Here is a 16682-nt window from a genome sequence, read left to right on the forward strand (position 1 = left end):
TTTAAAAACCACCTCACCAAATTTGCCCATCGAATTTTTTGGCGAGCTTATTGGCTGCCAAAACTAAACCAAATCCAATGACAGCTTTAAACAATCCTACAGCAGTAGCCAAGCCAATCTTAAGACGCTCCAACCCTTCACGGTATACCCATGTGTCGATAATGTCGATCTTCTCCTGGTTAAAGGTGTTGGCAAACATGAATATTTGGTCAAAGCCAGCATCCAGAATATGGCTTAATTTAAGAATCAGCATCAGAATAATGACTCCTCGAATGCCGGGTAAAGTGATATGCCAGAGCTGTCTCCATTTGGAAGCGCCATCCATTCGAGCCGCTTCATATAAGCTTGGATCAATACCTGCTAATGCGGCGAGGTACAAAATCGCTCCCCATCCAATGTCCTTCCAAATTTCAGATGCGATGACCAGCAGTCTCCCCCAAGCAGGCTCCGTTAGAAATGAAATGGGCTGAAAACCACTTTCCTTCAAAATCATATTAAAAAGGCCATCACCTGGGGCTAATAAGGCTACCATCAATCCATATACAATGACCCAAGACAGAAAGTGGGGTAAATAAGTAATGGTCTGTACGATTTTCTTAAACCATTGGGTATGAACTTCATTGAGCAGTAAAGCAAGTAAGATGGGAGCGGAAAAACCGAACAATAGCTTATAGAGCGAAATAACAATCGTATTTTTCATGATGTCCCAGAAATAAACGCCGTTCATAAAATCCGTAAAATTTTTGAATCCCACCCACGGGCTATCCCAAACGCCCAAAGCCAGGTTGTAGTTTTTAAAAGCAATCAATATTCCCGCCATAGGAATGTATTTGAATACGGCAAAATAAATTAAGGCCGGTAATAAGAGAGCATACATCACTTTATATTTTTGGATCGTCCTTATCCATGACTTCCGCTTTTTGGAGAGGGGAATGGCGTCCGCTGCCAATTTCACTTGCATATCATCACCTCGTCTTTGTTTGTATTTGTATATTAGCACCCCCCTATCGGATAAATTTCTGAAATTTCAAGAATTTCTTATAAGATATTAAGGATGTGTGTCTTGGATCGTTCCAACAGCTCATACCGGAAAGTGGGACAAGAACTTGTATGGCTAAATAAAAAAAGCCGCTAAAATAGCGACTTTCAAATGGGACTATGTTCTTGTCTCTCGACAAGTGTTTAGAACGGCGAATCTTAACTAACAATAACATTTGTCTTTTTTCAATTGTTGACTTACAAAAAACATGCTGTTAATATTAGTTTCACAATCTAACCGTTAGACAATGAAACTAATCTCGTAAAGGAGCAATTAACTATGGATATGGATAGAAAGCAATTAGAACAACATATTGATCTGTATACTCAGAGAGCAATATCAATTTCAATAAGTATGCAATCTATTCAAAAGAATATTTCAAAAGATAGCAGTGTTACTCCAGACCAGTTTAATTTATTGAATGTCATTAATACGACTGATCATTGCACAGCCAGTTTTTTAGCTAAAGCACTTAATGTCAAGAAAAGTTCTATTACTGCTATCGTGAATCGATTAACGGATAAAGAATTAATTAAACGTGAGTACAATGAAAAAGATAAACGAGTGGTCTGGCTTGAATTAACAGAAAAAGGACAGCACATTGTGTTGGAAGAGAGACAGAAAATACTGGCTGTATTGATGCCTTTAGGAAATAAGCTCACTGTTAAAGAGCTGGAGGAATTAAACCAATATTTATCTGTGATTGATACACAATTAAATAATATAAAGAAGGATATGGTTAAAAATGAAATTTAGTATGAGGTTATACGGAGTTATTGTAGGGTTAATTACGATCTTATTGTCTTGGTCACAGTCATTTTTTATCAATTATCTTATCCCATTAGGAATCGTAGCCATGGTTGTGTCTGTAGTTAATATTCTAGTCGTTAAGAAGCACTTAAATGAAAAGATCTATCGTGCCTGGTTAGGTATCTCGGCTTTGTTTATAGCTACTGAAATCCTCTGGATGATATTTGATAAAATCGGATTATTTGTAGTTGCACAAGTTTCATTTGCAGTAACCGGGTTTGCATTAATTATTTTTGCATTAGGCATGCATAAGAAAATGAATCGAAGTTTCAAATCATTAACGTTGAGAATTAGCAAATGGGTTCTCGTCCTTGTTTTAATGTTGGGGACATCCATATTAATATTATTTACAGCTACGCCAAAGCCAGTTGCTTTATATTTGCAAAGCAGTTCTGGAGCAGAAAATACTTACACAACAGAACCATCTACTACCACAACTATTGATGGTAAATATCAGTTAACAACGAATATTCAATATGGAGATAAGTATCCAAGAAGTTTTTTAAATATCATTACACCCGATGGTCAATTGGATGAAGAACGTCCAACATACTTTTATGTGCACGGCGGTGGCTTTATAGCGGGAGATTCAATTGGAGGTGATCCTAACGCAGGAGCGGCTTCAAATACAATGTTATATCATTATGAATTAATGGTTGATCATGGTTATAATGTGGTGACCATAAATTATGCTTTAGCTCCAGAATATATACACCCTACACCCATAAAACAATTATCAGAAGCGGTGCAATATATGCAGCAAAATGGCAAACAGTACGGAATTAATATGAACAATGTAATCTTTGGCGGGGGAAGCGCAGGTGGATTTATCGCTGCAGACTTTGTGACAATTCAAGCTAACCCTGAGTATGCGAAAGAAATCGATATTAATCCTGTCATAGAGCTTACGGATATCAAAGCTTTAGTATTAGAAGTACCCATTCTTGACTTTAGTCGGGGCCATAGAACCGTAACCGAAGACATCGTGACTGACTATATTTTCGCTCAATCAGGAAGTGCATACATTGGTCAGCCGGTGGTTAGCGCTGATAAAGATATCTTACAATCCTTAAATGTAATACCAAGAGCGACGAGTAATTTCCCTCCAACTTTTATAACGGATGGAAACACGGGGACATTCACAGATCAGGCTGAAGATTATTATAACCGCTTAAAAGAATTAGGGGTCAAGACAGATTTATATATTCCTGATATCCATGAGAGCAAAGAAGTTCATGGATATATGAACACGATTGATACTAAAGCAACTCGAACTTATATTCAGAGAAAATTAGCCTTCTTGGATAGTTTAGATTAATGGTGTTAGACATTTATAAACAAAAAGTCGTTGCCTACTTATCACTTAGGCAACGAATCAACATCTAGGCGTACAATCGTTAAAAGGCTCTATGGACGTAAACTCCACAAACATACCCAGCTATAGCTTGATGATATAGCTGGGTATCATTTTGTTGATCTATACTTCTCCCCAAAAAATCTCAGTTTCATAATCGAATTCAACAATACCATCTTGATTATTTTTATCAAATAAATTCCGCAGTTCTGTCATCATAGGATCGTAATTTGCATGCCCGGGTACAGGGCTGTAGGAAGATGATAGCAAACGGCCTTTCAAACCCTCGAAATCGAACTCCTGACTCATTCTGAATCGCATTTCATGCATTGAACCTTCCTTGAAAAAAGAGAGCAGAATCGTCTTAGAAATATTTTTATGATTGACTTTTTCGTAGTCGGTTCCGTATGTATGAAGCAGTTGATTGTACTCTTCACGAAATGGAGTACCGTTTGTAAGACGTGAATTCCAGATGAGTATTACTCTCCCACCTGGCCGTAAAATTCTGCGAAACTCCATTTGGGCTGCGGAGCGATCGAACCAATGAAACGCCTGAGCGCAGACAATAAAATCAACCGACTCATCAGGTAACCCAGTAGATTCTGCAGAACCTGATGTACTCTGAAATTTCGGATTACTTTCTAACATTTGCTCGGCGGCTTCCCGCATTGCCTGATTTGGCTCGACCGCGATAACATAGCTTCCGCGTTCCAGAAGTAGCTTTGAGATGATCCCAGTACCTGAACCGATGTCTGCTATGTTGCTGTTCGCACGTAAACCGACGACGTCGTACAAATGGTCAATAGCCTCTTTGGGATAGCTCGGGCGGTATTTCAAATACGAATCGACCCGACTCGAAAACCGTTCTCTGTTGTTCATCGATCGTCACGCTCCCATCAATATTTTGACATCCTATATATCGGCCTCAGTAACAGCTTCAAAATCTTACTGCCCCAAAAAGCAAATACCGTCGTTCCGGTCCATGAACTGCGCTTATCTTGGCTGTATTGATCGTTGATCATATAAGTCCGAGTCGAAATAGGACTCTTCAGACCGAACTGTTCCCATTTCGCCGGATCATTCGAACCTCCGAGTTTTCTAAGCATATTCGCCGACTCATGATCTATTTTAGCCGGAATTTGCTCGAATGCTTGGGTGATTTGCGTATGAAACTCGTCGATCGGGTTGCGACTGGTAATGCTCTGGAGATGGATGCTTTCACGAATGTAAGAAACGTATGCCAGATGGTCAGCCCAGAACTCGTCGATATAAAAAAGCCGTACCCGCTGCTCTGAAGGACTCATCTTCCTCTCGCCTTTCAATATTTCGAGCCGCTCCTCGTAAAGGATTCGCCGCTGATCCTCCACCATATCCGAATAACTGTTCAATTCCCGCTGAATATCGAAGTTTTGGCCAATAATCACGCGCTGAATATGCTCGATTTTGCTGCGGAGCGCCGGATCATCAAGAACCTCGTCCTGCCTGGGGGCGCGAAACAATTTATGAATGCCGAAGCGAAGCATCAACTCGTCTTCCAGGCTTATATAGAATACGGAAACACCCGGATCACCTTGGCGGCCGGAACGCCCGCGCAACTGGTTGTCTATCCGCATGCTTTCGTTCACATGTGTACCTATCACGTATAATCCCCCTAGCTTGGCAACCACTTCTGCCTGAGCGGGATTACCGCCGCCCAGACGAATGTCGACGCCGCGCCCTGCCATATTCGTAGATACCGTTATGGCCCCGATTTCTCCCGCTTTGGCGATGATCTCGGCTTCTTTCGCATCGTTTTTCGCATTCAGAACCTGACAAGATACGCCGGCAATCGCAAGCGCCTCCGCCAGCATGTCAGACTCCTCGACGCTTGACGTACCAATAAGAATGGGGCGTCCCACCCTATGGACGGAAGAGATTTCTTGTACAAGCGCCTTATATTTGGCTTCTTTATGGGTGTAAATTCGGTGCTGGTGGTCGATCCGTATGTTTGGCTGGTTCGGCGGAATTTGCACGACCTGCAGCGCATAGATATCTTCGAATTCCATTGCTGAAGCGAGCGCCGTAGCCGTCATTCCGCAAATTCCCGAATACAGGCTAATGAAATGTTGAATGGTGATCGTACCGAGAATTCTACCACCGGCCTTCCACTGCAACCCTTCTTTCGCCACCACTGCAGCTTGCAGCCCGTCCGGAAAATACCTGTTCTCAGCCACACGGCCGGTATGTTCTTCGATTAACTCAATTTCACCATCCCGGACGATGTAATCGACGTCTTTTTTTAATAACGCTTCCACATGCAGCGCACAATTCAATGACGTTAACAAATGACTATTATGGCTATCGTACAAATTGCCGCATCCCAGCAGCAACTCCGCTTTCGCAGCACCCGCATCATTCAAGTAAACGTTCCGCTGGAACTCGTCAAAATCGTAATGCTCTGCTGGCTGAAGCTGCCGGGCCACTTCTGCGAAAAGAATACCGTCATTCTTGGAAGCGCTCGAATCGCCACTAATGACTAGCGGCACCCGCGCTTCATCAAGAAGCAATGAATCCGCTTCGTCGACGATGACGTAGTGGAAAGGACGGTGTACGGTATCAGCTTCATTTAATGCTATTGTGTCACGCAAATAATCGAACCCTGCTTCTTTAGCCGTAACATAGGTTATATCCTTGGCGTACGCTTCCCGTTTCTCCAACAGGCTCATGCCCGCTTGAACCGAGCTTACCGTTAATCCGAGGAAGCGGTAGATCGGACCCATCCACTCCGCATCTCGATTTGCCAAGTAGTCGTTAAAAGTGAGTACATGAACGCCTTCGCCTGTCAACGCGTTGAGATAAGCAGGCATAACAGCAGAGAGTGTTTTTCCTTCACCGGTATGCTGCTCGATCAAAAATCTCTCGTGCAAAGCGATAGCAGCCATAATCTGGACATCATAAGGCTGTAATCCGAGTGTTCTCTTCGCAGCCTCGCAGACTAACGCATAAGCATCAACAAGCAGCTCATCCAAATGCGTGCCTGATCGTGCTTCTTCTTGCAGCCGAAGGGATTCCACTTGTAGACGCTGATCTTCCCAAGCTTCCAAATTCCGTTTCCTGATAAGCTCCACTTTGTCTCGATAACCTTTCAACAAACGCCGGGTATCGCGCTCCTTGAATTCACGTATCAACTTGACGACTACATTCATCGGAATTTGATTCCTCCTCAGTAGAAATAAGCGGTTCTATAGTGGCTTTTTAAGCAGCATCCATTCCGTATATCCTCATATCCCCAGTGAAAAGAAAAGACTCCTTATGGAGTCCTTCACTTCGATAGTTAATACGCCAACCCAATCATTCATTCCCGCTCTAGCTTATGAGAGACAACTTCATCACTTCTCCGATGGGAGCGGTGTAAAGAGTAGATTAACCGGCAGGTTGCTTCCTGGCGCGGCAGAGAAAAGAATCGTTACGCTCTCTCCATATGCCCCTGTGCGGTAAAGAACGCTTTGTTCACTTGAATTGCTAACAGCAACGTTACCATCGGCAATGGATACAACCTGATTGTTCACTAGAGCCACTCCTGAGTATTTCCCTCCACGAGGGTTAAATGAGATTAACGTACGCGGAGCCACATTATTCAGCGTGATTTTGTACAATACGCCAAAATTACCCGCGTTGGATGCGTCTGTGTAAGCCATTGGATCTGTTCCAACCAGATTGGGATCGCTTGCGTTATCACCCAGTGGCAGACGAGCAGGTTTGACTCCCACTAGCTGATCATACGTAATGATACGAGTCGCATTCGGGTACGTTCCACGGTTGTGCACACCGTCACGATCAAGCACAGGTAGCATTGGTAAAGTCTCGAACGGATCTTTATTTTCTTCGACGAGGATAACGTTATAGTCCAGGGAATAATCACTATAAGCATCCGAATAGAGTGAGATCACTTGTCCTTCTTTCATCGGAGTTTTATTTAGCTCGGTCAAAATCAGTTTGCTTTCTCCAGGTTGAATAACCTCTTTCTTTTGATCGGCTCTGGTCTGAATCGATTTGAACCATTTATCAATCGATAGTTTCCCAGCTACGGTAGCATACGGTGTAGGCCCAGCAAAGCCCATATTTTGTTGTTCGAATACGGCCGGATTGGGGTTGTTATTGGTTGCAATAACATACATTTTTACTCTTTTGCCTGTATTGTTAACATGATGAATCATGAAACGGGTCTGCCCTGAAGATGATTCTTTATATACGATGCCTTCCGTATTAACCGTTTCCGGACTGTTGCTGCGGATCAGCAGACTTGGCTCATCCCTGTACGTATAAGGTACTTTTTCCATAGAAGTCACTTCGCCACCGTTGAAGGTGAATTTCTGTCCTACCGGCGTGAAGAGTAAATTGAAATCGGAAAATGAATATAATGTCTCATTAGTTATGGTTATAACTTTGGAGTACGTGTTCGTCGCGCCGTGATTGTCAGTAACGGTGAGTGTTACCGTTTTTGGACCGGGTTCAAAGAAGGCCAGCGAATTGTTTTCCCATACCGTTTTTTCAATACTGTTTTCATCATCTGTACTTTGGTCGATGTATGTTATTTTTTCGCCCATTTTATATTGTTCCTTGTCTGTAGTGAACATGGCTACAGGAGGAAGATTAGGACTCAGTACTTGAATCGTCATCAAATAGGGATCGCTCCATTGACCGTTGGAATCCTGTACTTGATATGAAATCGTATATGTACCCGCTTGATCAAATGATTCCTGACGACCTGTCCAGCGTTCGTCTAGGATATCCAGACCATTTGGAGAACTGGAAGAAGTTACATAGTCCACTTTATCGCCCGCAAAAATTTCCTTTTGGGAAATCACAAAGCTTGCAACGGGTTTAGTATTGAGATTCAGCACAACCGTTTTAGCCGACTGATTCACTTTATAGGTGATGTTCAAAGCTTGAGTAATGGAAGTTAACGGCACCATGAACGTATTTTTTTGCTGATAAGCAGGGCCTTTCATTGTTCTGGACTCTCCATTTACGGTATAGACCGTGCTGTTGGTTTTGAATCGGAGCTCATTATCACCACTGATGATGATCGTTTCCTTGGTTTTATTATCGTATTTGACCCCGTATCCCACACGGTCCACCAGTGCACGGATCGCAACATAGGATACGCCGTTTTTTACAGTCATGGGCTGGCCAGCAAGATACGTTTTGCCATCCTGCTCCATTTTGTTGCTATTCATGTACAACGTCAGATTGCCGCCTGCTGCTACGGCAGAATTTCCATCAATAGATGGTTGCTCTATTTGAGCTGGCGTAGCTGGCGTTTCAACATCCTCGGCGGTTCCCTCTTGGTTTACAGATTTCGTACTCGTTTCGTTTGTAGTCGCCCCTTCGCCATCAATGGCGGATTTCTCGATATCTGTTTTGGGTGTTTCCTCAGTGCCTGTCAAAGTTCCGGTTTCTTTTCCTTTAGTGGACGGCGTATTGGTGGATGCATTATTGCTCCCTGTCTTTACTTCACGCTCAGCGATCGGCTGCTCCTGCTTCAATACCTCAACCGATTCTACTTTGGCCGTATTTACTGATGCTGTGTCATCTTGCGGTGCTGATTGCGCACTCACTGAACCGACTGCAAATGCTTGAAAAACGGCTAAAGCGGTAAAAATGGACAATTTCTTCTTCATATTCATGCTTTGTCTTTGGCTCCTTCTGCTCCCAAGTAATTGTTATCCTCTCAAAAAGTCATACTATTAGACGCTAGATTTAGGAAAAAGTTTCTAGTAAACTTGTAAATTATGGATCGTGTTCAGCTATTTTCAATGGAAATGCTATTTATTCAACAAATGAATTATAAAAGAATCATTTAAGAGTCTTCAAAAGATTACCTTTTAAGCAGCGGATAGCGCAAACGTATAAGCCTTCACTAACATTACTGGCTAACCGTAGTAATACAAAAAGCCGCTATAAAATAGCGACTTTGAATTGGAACAATCGTTTTCTCCCTCGACAATTGATTTTTCTTACGTTCTTTATGCATCGATTTTACCAGCCAGAATGTACTATAATGTTCTACTTGCTAGCAAATCTAACTTAGTACTTTTCGTAGTATCTTCTGCCAGCGCTCTTGTGTGTCTGGAGATGTATATTCCAGATGATGAAGCAGGTCGCCATATGCATCGGCATTTAAATTTCGAATGACTCTGATCATCGTTTGTTCATTTTCTACGTGAGACAAAAAATGGACTAATTCATACCGCATTGATGGACTCCCTCCTCATAACCCACAACCTTGTGGGCATCTGTACTCATGACATCTGTAGACAACCAAAAAAGACGTCTCCCCCCTGAAAAAGCATAGGGAAAGACGCCTCCATAATTATGCAAATTATGACGGTTCATCTAACACCTTCCTATCTCCCGTAGGTACAGCAGTGCTGTCGAAACAGGCAGGTCTCCTGGCTCCGGAATCGTCACATGGCAGCGGCCTTCCCGATTGATCTCAATCAGTGGCTAAGTAGGCTGCCTGCTCCTCCGTCACAGTGGCGGGACCGCGTCGGCATCGCACCGACTTCCCTTTTAAGTTTGGCCGACAAGCAATGTTTGCGACCAGACACCTGTTCCCGATATTTAATTTGGGTATTTTAAAATCTCTTACATCTTACTCGACAACGAAAGACAAATACAAGCGTTCAATTACAAAGGAGTAAATGCCACATCCTGAACACCCTTTCAAATGACAAATAAGTTAGTGAGCTTTGTGACGAACACTGTGAATGCCATGCATCTGATCAACACGCCAGACGTCAAGTTGCCTCTGCACTTCTGTCCGCACCTCGTCCAGACCTGCCTGCTTCAGCTCCTCGTTAAATTTGGGCAGTACCCTGTCCACATCCACACTGCCGGTCATCAGGCTTGGATAGTACTTTTCCCAAACCATTTTTATGAGGTTGACCTGAATGGACATACTGGTTAAATTCGGCGTAAATCCGAGCAACTTCGATGTAACGTATTCCGCGTTTGCTGCTCGGTACTGATCCCACTTATCCAACGGATCGGGATATTTTCCACCGATCGTTTTGAGAATGAACCAGTTTCCTTGTGTATATTGCACACCTTCATAGCCGACTTCTGATACCGGATCATTGCCGCTGTCTCCGGAAGATTTCAGCAGCACCTGCCCGTTCTTGTCCAACGTATAATGCACACCTTCAATACCGTAATTAAACAGATTGCGGATCTCCGGGTCCGTGTTGAGCAAATTCAAAAACTTTACGCTTTCAACGGGGTGCGCTGACTTTGCGTTTATTGCCATAATCCCGCCGCGAACAGATTCCGTCGTGATTAGTGGCGGGGTCACGGGATAAGCAACAACCTTATAGCCGCGATCCTTGCTCCAGCTGTTTTCCGAAAGTGGTCCCCCTCCCGCAGATTTCCAGAAAACCCGTTCTTCGCGTTTGAGATTTTGGCTCTCCCGCAGGGCCGCGTCTTCATTGATGTAACCCTTGACGTAATAGCTGCGGAGTGTATCCAGCACCTGCCTTGCTTCCTTGGTCTCAAATATATTGATCACATGCGCGTCGGGATCCAGAGAACGCACCATGAGCGGTAGCGGTTTGTCCAACACATATTCGTAACCGTACATGGCGAAGAAGTTCTGGGAATCCTTGTCCATCTCCATCAACTGATAGGAGGGTTCCTTTTCCTTGATCATTTGGAACAGCGGATCCAAAGACTCCAGGGAATTGTATTTTGTAATGTCGATGTCATACTTTTGGACAAGCGTCTCCGGATACATCCATTGCATGCGGACGGCAAGCTCCTTATTCGTAGGCACACCGTAGATGCCGCCGTCTTCCATGCGAACGCCCTGCCATAGAACGGGGTCGATCGTGTCGTACATATCCTTGCCGAAGCTGGATAAGTAGCTGTCCAGTCTCAGCCATGCTCCTCGCTGAACATAGCTTGAGTAATCTGTGGTAAAAGCAATATCAAAAGGAGTTCCCGTCGAAATTAGCGTATTGATCCGGTCATTGTACTCCTGCCACCCAACCTTAATATATGTAATAGTGATTCCGATTTTTTGGGCCAACACTTCATTGATTTTAGCGTTTACCATCTTCAGATCCTGGTCAGGATTGCCAAGCGTATAATAAATCAGATTCACTGTGTTGATACTTCTGTCGAATTCCTCGTTCTGCCCGGATATTGATATACACCCCGACAAAGGCAGCGTCAACATCGCTGTAATCAGGACAGACTTGATCAATGTGTTCCAGATAGATGAATGTATCATTTCTGGACTACTCCTTTCTCCGCAGATCGGAAGGCGATTTGCTGAAGTAGGCTTGGAAATGCGTATAAAAATAGTTTAGATTAGCGTAACCGACGGAGAGTGCAATTGTCGATATCTTCTCGTCTGTAGCCTGAATACGCTCTCGTGCACATAACATTCGGTAAACCATAAGGTACTCCGAAAATTTCATCTTGGTTTCCTTCAGAAACATCTGTCCAAGATAGGTTCCGTTCATCCGAAAACGACTGGCCAACACTTTGAGATTGATATTTTGATCGTATTCAGCCTTAACCATCAGCAGAATGCGGTTGGTTAGCTTGGATAAGCTGTCGTAGCGCACTTCCAATATAGGGTCTATGTCACGGCAGTTCGGATTTCTTCCCTCCAGCGTACCGTTCAAATTTTCGACAATAACTCGTTCAATCAGAGCTTGAAGCTTTGCTCGCTCAACGGGCTTGAGTAGATAATCCTTAACCCCACAATGAATAGCCTCCAGGGCGTACTCGAACTCACCATAACCGCTCATCATAATATAGGTCGTCGGGAGCCCTAGCTCATTAAGCTTGTGAATGGCGTTATAGCCACGCTCCTTGCCGATGCAAACGTCAAAAATTGCGAGGTCCGGCCAAAACTCCACAGCCTTTGTTAGCGCATCCCCATAGGTTTCGCTGGTCTCGATCTGTCTGAAGCCAAGCATTTCCCAGTCCAGCGTTCGCTTGATTCCCTCCAGGATTAGTGGCTCGTCATCAACGATCAGAAGTTTGTACATACATTACGCCTCCTTCGCTATGGTTAAGGTAACTTTGACACCAGCTTCCACATTATTTTCAATTTGCATGGTAAAGCCTTTCCCATAGAAAAAATGAAGCCGTGTATACACGTTGCGCAGGCCAATGCTCTCCGATACCGAGTCCCCGACAAAAGACAGATTGCGGCGGATATCAGCCAATCGATCTTCCGAGATCGAGTTCCCGTTGTCTACAATCTCCAATACGTATGAGTGGTTATTTTCAATGCCATTCACAACAAGCAGATTAAATTCATGGTCCGAATGGAAGCCGTGAACAAAAAAATTCTCGGCGAGCGGCTGCATCCAGAATTTAACGGTAGGCAGAGACAGTAGTCCCTGGTCCACATTGATTTGATAATAGAATCTGTCCGGATATTTAAATTCCATGATCTTTAAGTATTTTTCAAGCAAAGCCAGCTCACTGCCCAACAGAATAATATCTTCGTTCTTCACGATTGCACGATATAACGAGCCCAGTGTAGCTACCGCTTCAGCCGTATCAACTGCGCGGCCGGCCAGCGCAAACGATCGGATAATTTCAAGTGTATTGTACAAAAAATGAGGGTTAATTTGATTTTGAAGCGCTTTCATTTCTGTTTCCTTCTGTTTCAGTTTTAGCAAGTACTCGGTTCGAATATGTTGGTTGAGCTGATGCGTCATATCGTCGAGTTCCCTCGCGATCATTCCGTACTCATTCTTTCGATAGCGGGTCGGACTGATTGGCGTAAAATTGGCGGATTTTACACGTTGGATGGAATAGATAATTCGTTGCAGAAAACCTGCGTCTTCACGAAGATTGTATCCGATTAAAAGGAGAAAACTGACCATAGCTGCCAAGAAGATCAAGAACACGATAAGCAGCATACCGGTTTTTTGTCGGATAAGCACTGCCATGTCTACAATACTAATCAATTGGTAATCGTAAGCATTGGACGAATGGGTCACATAAAATGCGCGATTCAGCTTGCCTAACTGCATAAACCCCTTGGTACGTTCTTTTGAAGCAGCCTTTATGAATAATTCCTGGGTGGCTCTGCCTCCAACGTCCATGAGATAGACATCTCCAGCCGCGCTGACGACTCCGTTTTCGATCCATTGATTGTTCTGCACGCCTTTGAATAATACATCGCTGCTGACCAAAAAACGAAACTCACCGAGCTGGCGTGAGATTTGATTTTCGTCCAGCAGCTGCTTACGGATGACGAAACCTCTTTGGATTGTCTCTCGAAATATATCATCCGTGTTAGGCAGATTAAACAAAAAGCTCGTCGCACCGTTACTGGCGAAACGTACTACGTTGCCTCGTTCCTCGGTATGCAGACTCACCTGGATAATATCTTCCTGCCCACTGCCGAGAAAAGCTTTCACATCCTCTGGAAACGATGCGAGAGGCTGATCATAGCGGCTGTTCTGGAGTCTTCCCGTCAGATAACCTTCCGCGCTGTTGGCGAGAAAATAACGAACGTCTGCCACCAGACCGTTATTGGAGTAAACTCGCTGTAAATAGGATTCGATCCGCTCAGCATCGTTTTGAAGAATGCTTTCAACCCGGGAGAATGCATCTGCCGCTTGATTCTGAGCATTCTCTAACCACTGCTGCAGCAAAACAAGTGTGGTCAATACGCTTAAAATCAGACCCATGAATAACGTAAAAATCGCGTAAGCAATAAATTTGCGGCGGTAGATTTTGATTTGAAAGAAGGAAAACATGCAGCTCTCCTTAGCAGTTGGATTATATTGAGACTTATAGTTTTACCATATAGCTATTTGTCGGACAAATCAATCCGTTATAAACTCAAATTAAATGCAAATGTCACCAGTAAGATTGGAAAACCCGAACGGCCACAACGGCTCCATTCGGGTTATTGTCGCAAGTCTCAAGGATTATGATTTGAAATATGCGTTGATCTGTTCTTGTGCGGCTTCCATAATCTTATCCAATCCAGCTTTCTTCAACTCTTCTATAATTTGCGGTATCTTTTTTTCCGGATCGGATGCGCCAGTGATCAGCTCATAATTGTATTTGTTCCATACAGCCTTCACATTGGCTACTTCAGTGCCGAGTTCACTAATATCCAGTGCAAAGCCAAGGATCGAAGATGAGGTGGCTGCTTCATTCAGCTTGCGGACCTGATCCCACTGATCTTCAGGTGCGCCTTTTGTGACAGCCATGTTGAAGAACGTTCCTTGTGTATAGGCCGCCAGCGGCCACGAATCCGTTTTCCGTTCAACTGTATTGTCGTTTACATAATCGAAATCGACACCCTCTTCGCCATAAGCAAGCATATTACGCAGCTTGGGGTCGGTGTTTACCAGTTCCAGATATTTAAGCGCTTCTTCCTTGTACTTGGAGTTGGCAGAGATTGCGTTCATGGATCCCTGGATTGTGCTGGTTGTATAGATCGGACCCAGAATTTGAACCATGTCGTATTTATCAATACCCGCCGAGATCTGCCAATTCACTTCTGCACCAGGGAACGCCTGCGCACTGAAGAACGGGCGATAAGGGTCGGCCTCGATCTTGGTTGGCGCATCCGGATTGATAATGCCGTCCTTGTACCATTGATGCATGAGCTTCAGTTTTCCCTGTATATCCGGTTGTTCCAGAACAGAAACGACTGTACGGGATTCATCTTCGGCCTTTACGCCGATCGGCTGAAAGCCGAGAGTCATATCGTCATAGTCATTAAAGAAACCGTTAATGCCCTCTCCTTGAGTCAAGGAAAGTGGATAGAACCCTTTGCCTTCACCAGCCTTGATGTCACGGAATGGCTTGTCCAGATCCTGTAGTGTCTTGATGCTGCCGAGGTCGATATTGTACTTTTGAACGAGCGCATCGTCAAACACCCAGTACTGGGTTAATGAAGAATCCTTGTACGTTGGAACAGCGTAAATCTTGCCACCGACTTTCGTTCCATCCCACACCAATTCTGGGATATAACTGTGCAAGTCCGGTACCGTACTTGGCACAAGGTCGGTAATATCCGTGAATGCGCCCATGTTGACCTGTTGACTGTATTTTCCGTTATTCGTAAACATAATGTCGAAAGCTTCACCGGAGTTTACAATCGTATTGATCTTCGTGTCCCAATCGCCCCAACTGGCAACGCGGAGATCGATTTTTACACCAATCTTCTCTGCCGTATATTCGTTTATCTTCTCAATTGCCTTATCAAAATTGGCAGGCACTTGTCCACCGATCGTCCACCACACCAGCGTAGGTACCTCGCCGGAACCTTCGCCTGCATTCGATCCTGAGTTTTCCGCTGGCGTGTTGTTTGCTGTGTTATTGTTGTCTGAACCGGAACAGCCTGTTAAACCAAAGATAGCCAGCGTTACCACTCCAATCAAAAACGGAGCTTTCATCCATGCTTTAAACCTTGTCCTCATTCCTCTATTCCCTCCCTTAAGTTAACACACACCGATCCTGCACAAAATTATGATAAACCTGAAATTTCCAGATTTATTTCGATTTATCCCTTCACTGCACCCACCGTCAAACCGGAGATAAAGTATTTCTGGAAGAAGGGGTAGGCCAGAGCAACGGGCAGTACAATAATGATTGCAACAGCCATACGTGCAGATTCTTTGGGCATGGTGGCGACAAGCTCAGCGTAGCTTATACCCATCGTCGAGGCGTTTTTAGCCAGCGCATCAACGTTGCTCATCAAGCTGTTCAGTAGTGCCTGCAGCGAATACAAGCTTTGGTCGTCAATATACAACATCGATTGAAACCAGTCATTCCAGTACGAGAAGCAGAGAAACAGACCAATCGTCGCTAGAACTGGCAGTGAGATCGGGAGCACGATTGTGAAGAAGATGCGGAATTGACCTGCTCCGTCAATTTCAGCCGATTCGATCAGTCCGTCCGGAATGGTCGTCTTGAAAAAAGTTTTGCAGATGATGACATTAAAGGAAGAAACGGCTAATGGTAAAATCAGCGCCCAGATTGTATTGCTTAATCCCAACATCGTCGAATTGATGTAATAGCTGGAGACAAGACCGCCGTTAAAAACCATCGGGATGAACACAATCCATGTCAAAAGTCCTTTTAGCTTAAATTGGGGACGGGACAATGCATAACCCATCGTAGTGGTGAGCAGTACGCCGGTCAGTGTGCCTATTACCGTAACGAATACGGAGACTCCGAGCGCACGTACAATCATCGAGCCCTGCTTAACGATATAGTTGTAGGACTCAGCCGAGAATGCCGACGGCAGGAGTTGGTAACCGGTCTCTCGAATGGATGCTTCGCTAGACAGTGAAATAGATAGCACCACGACGATAGGGACTACGCATAACAAAGCTAAAATGATAAAGATGAGGTGAAAAAAAATGTTCGTTCCTTTGCCGACTCGGTTAAACTTTTCAAGACCGGAATCGTAGCTTGATTGTGTTGACATCTTCCTGCCTCCTC

Annotated in this window: 12 protein-coding genes and 1 riboswitch; of the genes, 2 read left to right on the top strand and 10 right to left on the bottom strand. The window is 44.2% G+C overall.

The annotated features are described in order from the left end of the window. Positions 1-13: 13 nt before the first annotated feature. Positions 14-961, bottom strand: coding sequence for an ABC transporter permease (locus tag PTQ21_RS22565; RefSeq protein ID WP_053781115.1), 948 nt, complete (start codon positions 959-961; stop codon positions 14-16). A gap of 357 nt (positions 962-1318) precedes the next feature. On the opposite strand from PTQ21_RS22565, the gene PTQ21_RS22570 reads away from it, so the two are divergent. Together PTQ21_RS22570 and PTQ21_RS22575 are read left to right on the top strand one after the other, a co-directional pair. Next, the gene (locus PTQ21_RS22570) at positions 1319-1795 is read left to right on the top strand and encodes a MarR family winged helix-turn-helix transcriptional regulator (protein WP_063563706.1); all 477 of its coding nucleotides are present in this window, start codon (positions 1319-1321) and stop codon (positions 1793-1795) included. Further along, positions 1785-3167, top strand: a complete 1383-nt coding sequence (locus tag PTQ21_RS22575; protein WP_274567231.1) for an alpha/beta hydrolase — start codon at positions 1785-1787, stop codon at positions 3165-3167. The genes PTQ21_RS22570 and PTQ21_RS22575 overlap by 11 nt, the downstream gene beginning before the upstream one ends. Positions 3168-3326: 159 nt before the next feature. Here the strand turns inward: PTQ21_RS22575 and PTQ21_RS22580 are convergent, their stop codons facing one another. The 9 genes from PTQ21_RS22580 to PTQ21_RS22620 form a co-directional block, all read right to left on the bottom strand. After that, the gene (locus PTQ21_RS22580) at positions 3327-4082 is read right to left on the bottom strand and encodes a class I SAM-dependent methyltransferase (RefSeq protein WP_090950641.1); all 756 of its coding nucleotides are present in this window, start codon (positions 4080-4082) and stop codon (positions 3327-3329) included. 17 nt (positions 4083-4099) lie between these two features. Beyond that, positions 4100-6388: a preprotein translocase subunit SecA gene (locus PTQ21_RS22585; RefSeq protein ID WP_274567232.1), complete on the bottom strand. Its 2289-nt coding sequence runs from the start codon at positions 6386-6388 to the stop codon at positions 4100-4102. A 183-nt stretch (positions 6389-6571) separates the two neighbouring features. After that, complete coding sequence (locus PTQ21_RS22590) at positions 6572-8872, bottom strand: copper amine oxidase N-terminal domain-containing protein (protein ID WP_274567233.1); 2301 nt, start codon at positions 8870-8872, stop codon at positions 6572-6574. A gap of 395 nt (positions 8873-9267) precedes the next feature. After that, positions 9268-9441: a hypothetical protein gene (locus PTQ21_RS22595; RefSeq protein ID WP_161490550.1), complete on the bottom strand. Its 174-nt coding sequence runs from the start codon at positions 9439-9441 to the stop codon at positions 9268-9270. Between the two features lie 169 nt (positions 9442-9610). Further along, a riboswitch (cobalamin riboswitch) is annotated at positions 9611-9815 on the bottom strand. Between the two features lie 112 nt (positions 9816-9927). Then, entirely contained in the window at positions 9928-11475 is a 1548-nt protein-coding gene (locus PTQ21_RS22600; protein WP_274567235.1) for an ABC transporter substrate-binding protein, read from the bottom strand. Positions 11476-11482: 7 nt separating this feature from the next. Beyond that, entirely contained in the window at positions 11483-12244 is a 762-nt protein-coding gene (locus PTQ21_RS22605) for a response regulator transcription factor (RefSeq protein WP_072733106.1), read from the bottom strand. A 3-nt stretch (positions 12245-12247) separates the two neighbouring features. Further along, complete coding sequence (locus PTQ21_RS22610; protein WP_090806768.1) at positions 12248-13975, bottom strand: sensor histidine kinase; 1728 nt, start codon at positions 13973-13975, stop codon at positions 12248-12250. A 174-nt stretch (positions 13976-14149) separates the two neighbouring features. Continuing rightward, on the bottom strand, positions 14150-15655 hold the full coding sequence (locus PTQ21_RS22615) for an ABC transporter substrate-binding protein (protein ID WP_274567237.1): 1506 nt from the start codon (positions 15653-15655) through the stop codon (positions 14150-14152). Between the two features lie 83 nt (positions 15656-15738). Next, positions 15739-16668 carry a carbohydrate ABC transporter permease gene (locus tag PTQ21_RS22620; RefSeq protein ID WP_274567238.1) on the bottom strand — a complete coding sequence of 310 codons (930 nt, stop codon included), beginning with the start codon at positions 16666-16668 and terminating at the stop codon, positions 15739-15741. Between the last annotated feature and the right edge of the window lie 14 nt (positions 16669-16682).

Source organism: Paenibacillus marchantiae (assembly GCF_028771845.1).
GTDB lineage: Bacteria > Bacillota > Bacilli > Paenibacillales > Paenibacillaceae > Paenibacillus > Paenibacillus marchantiae.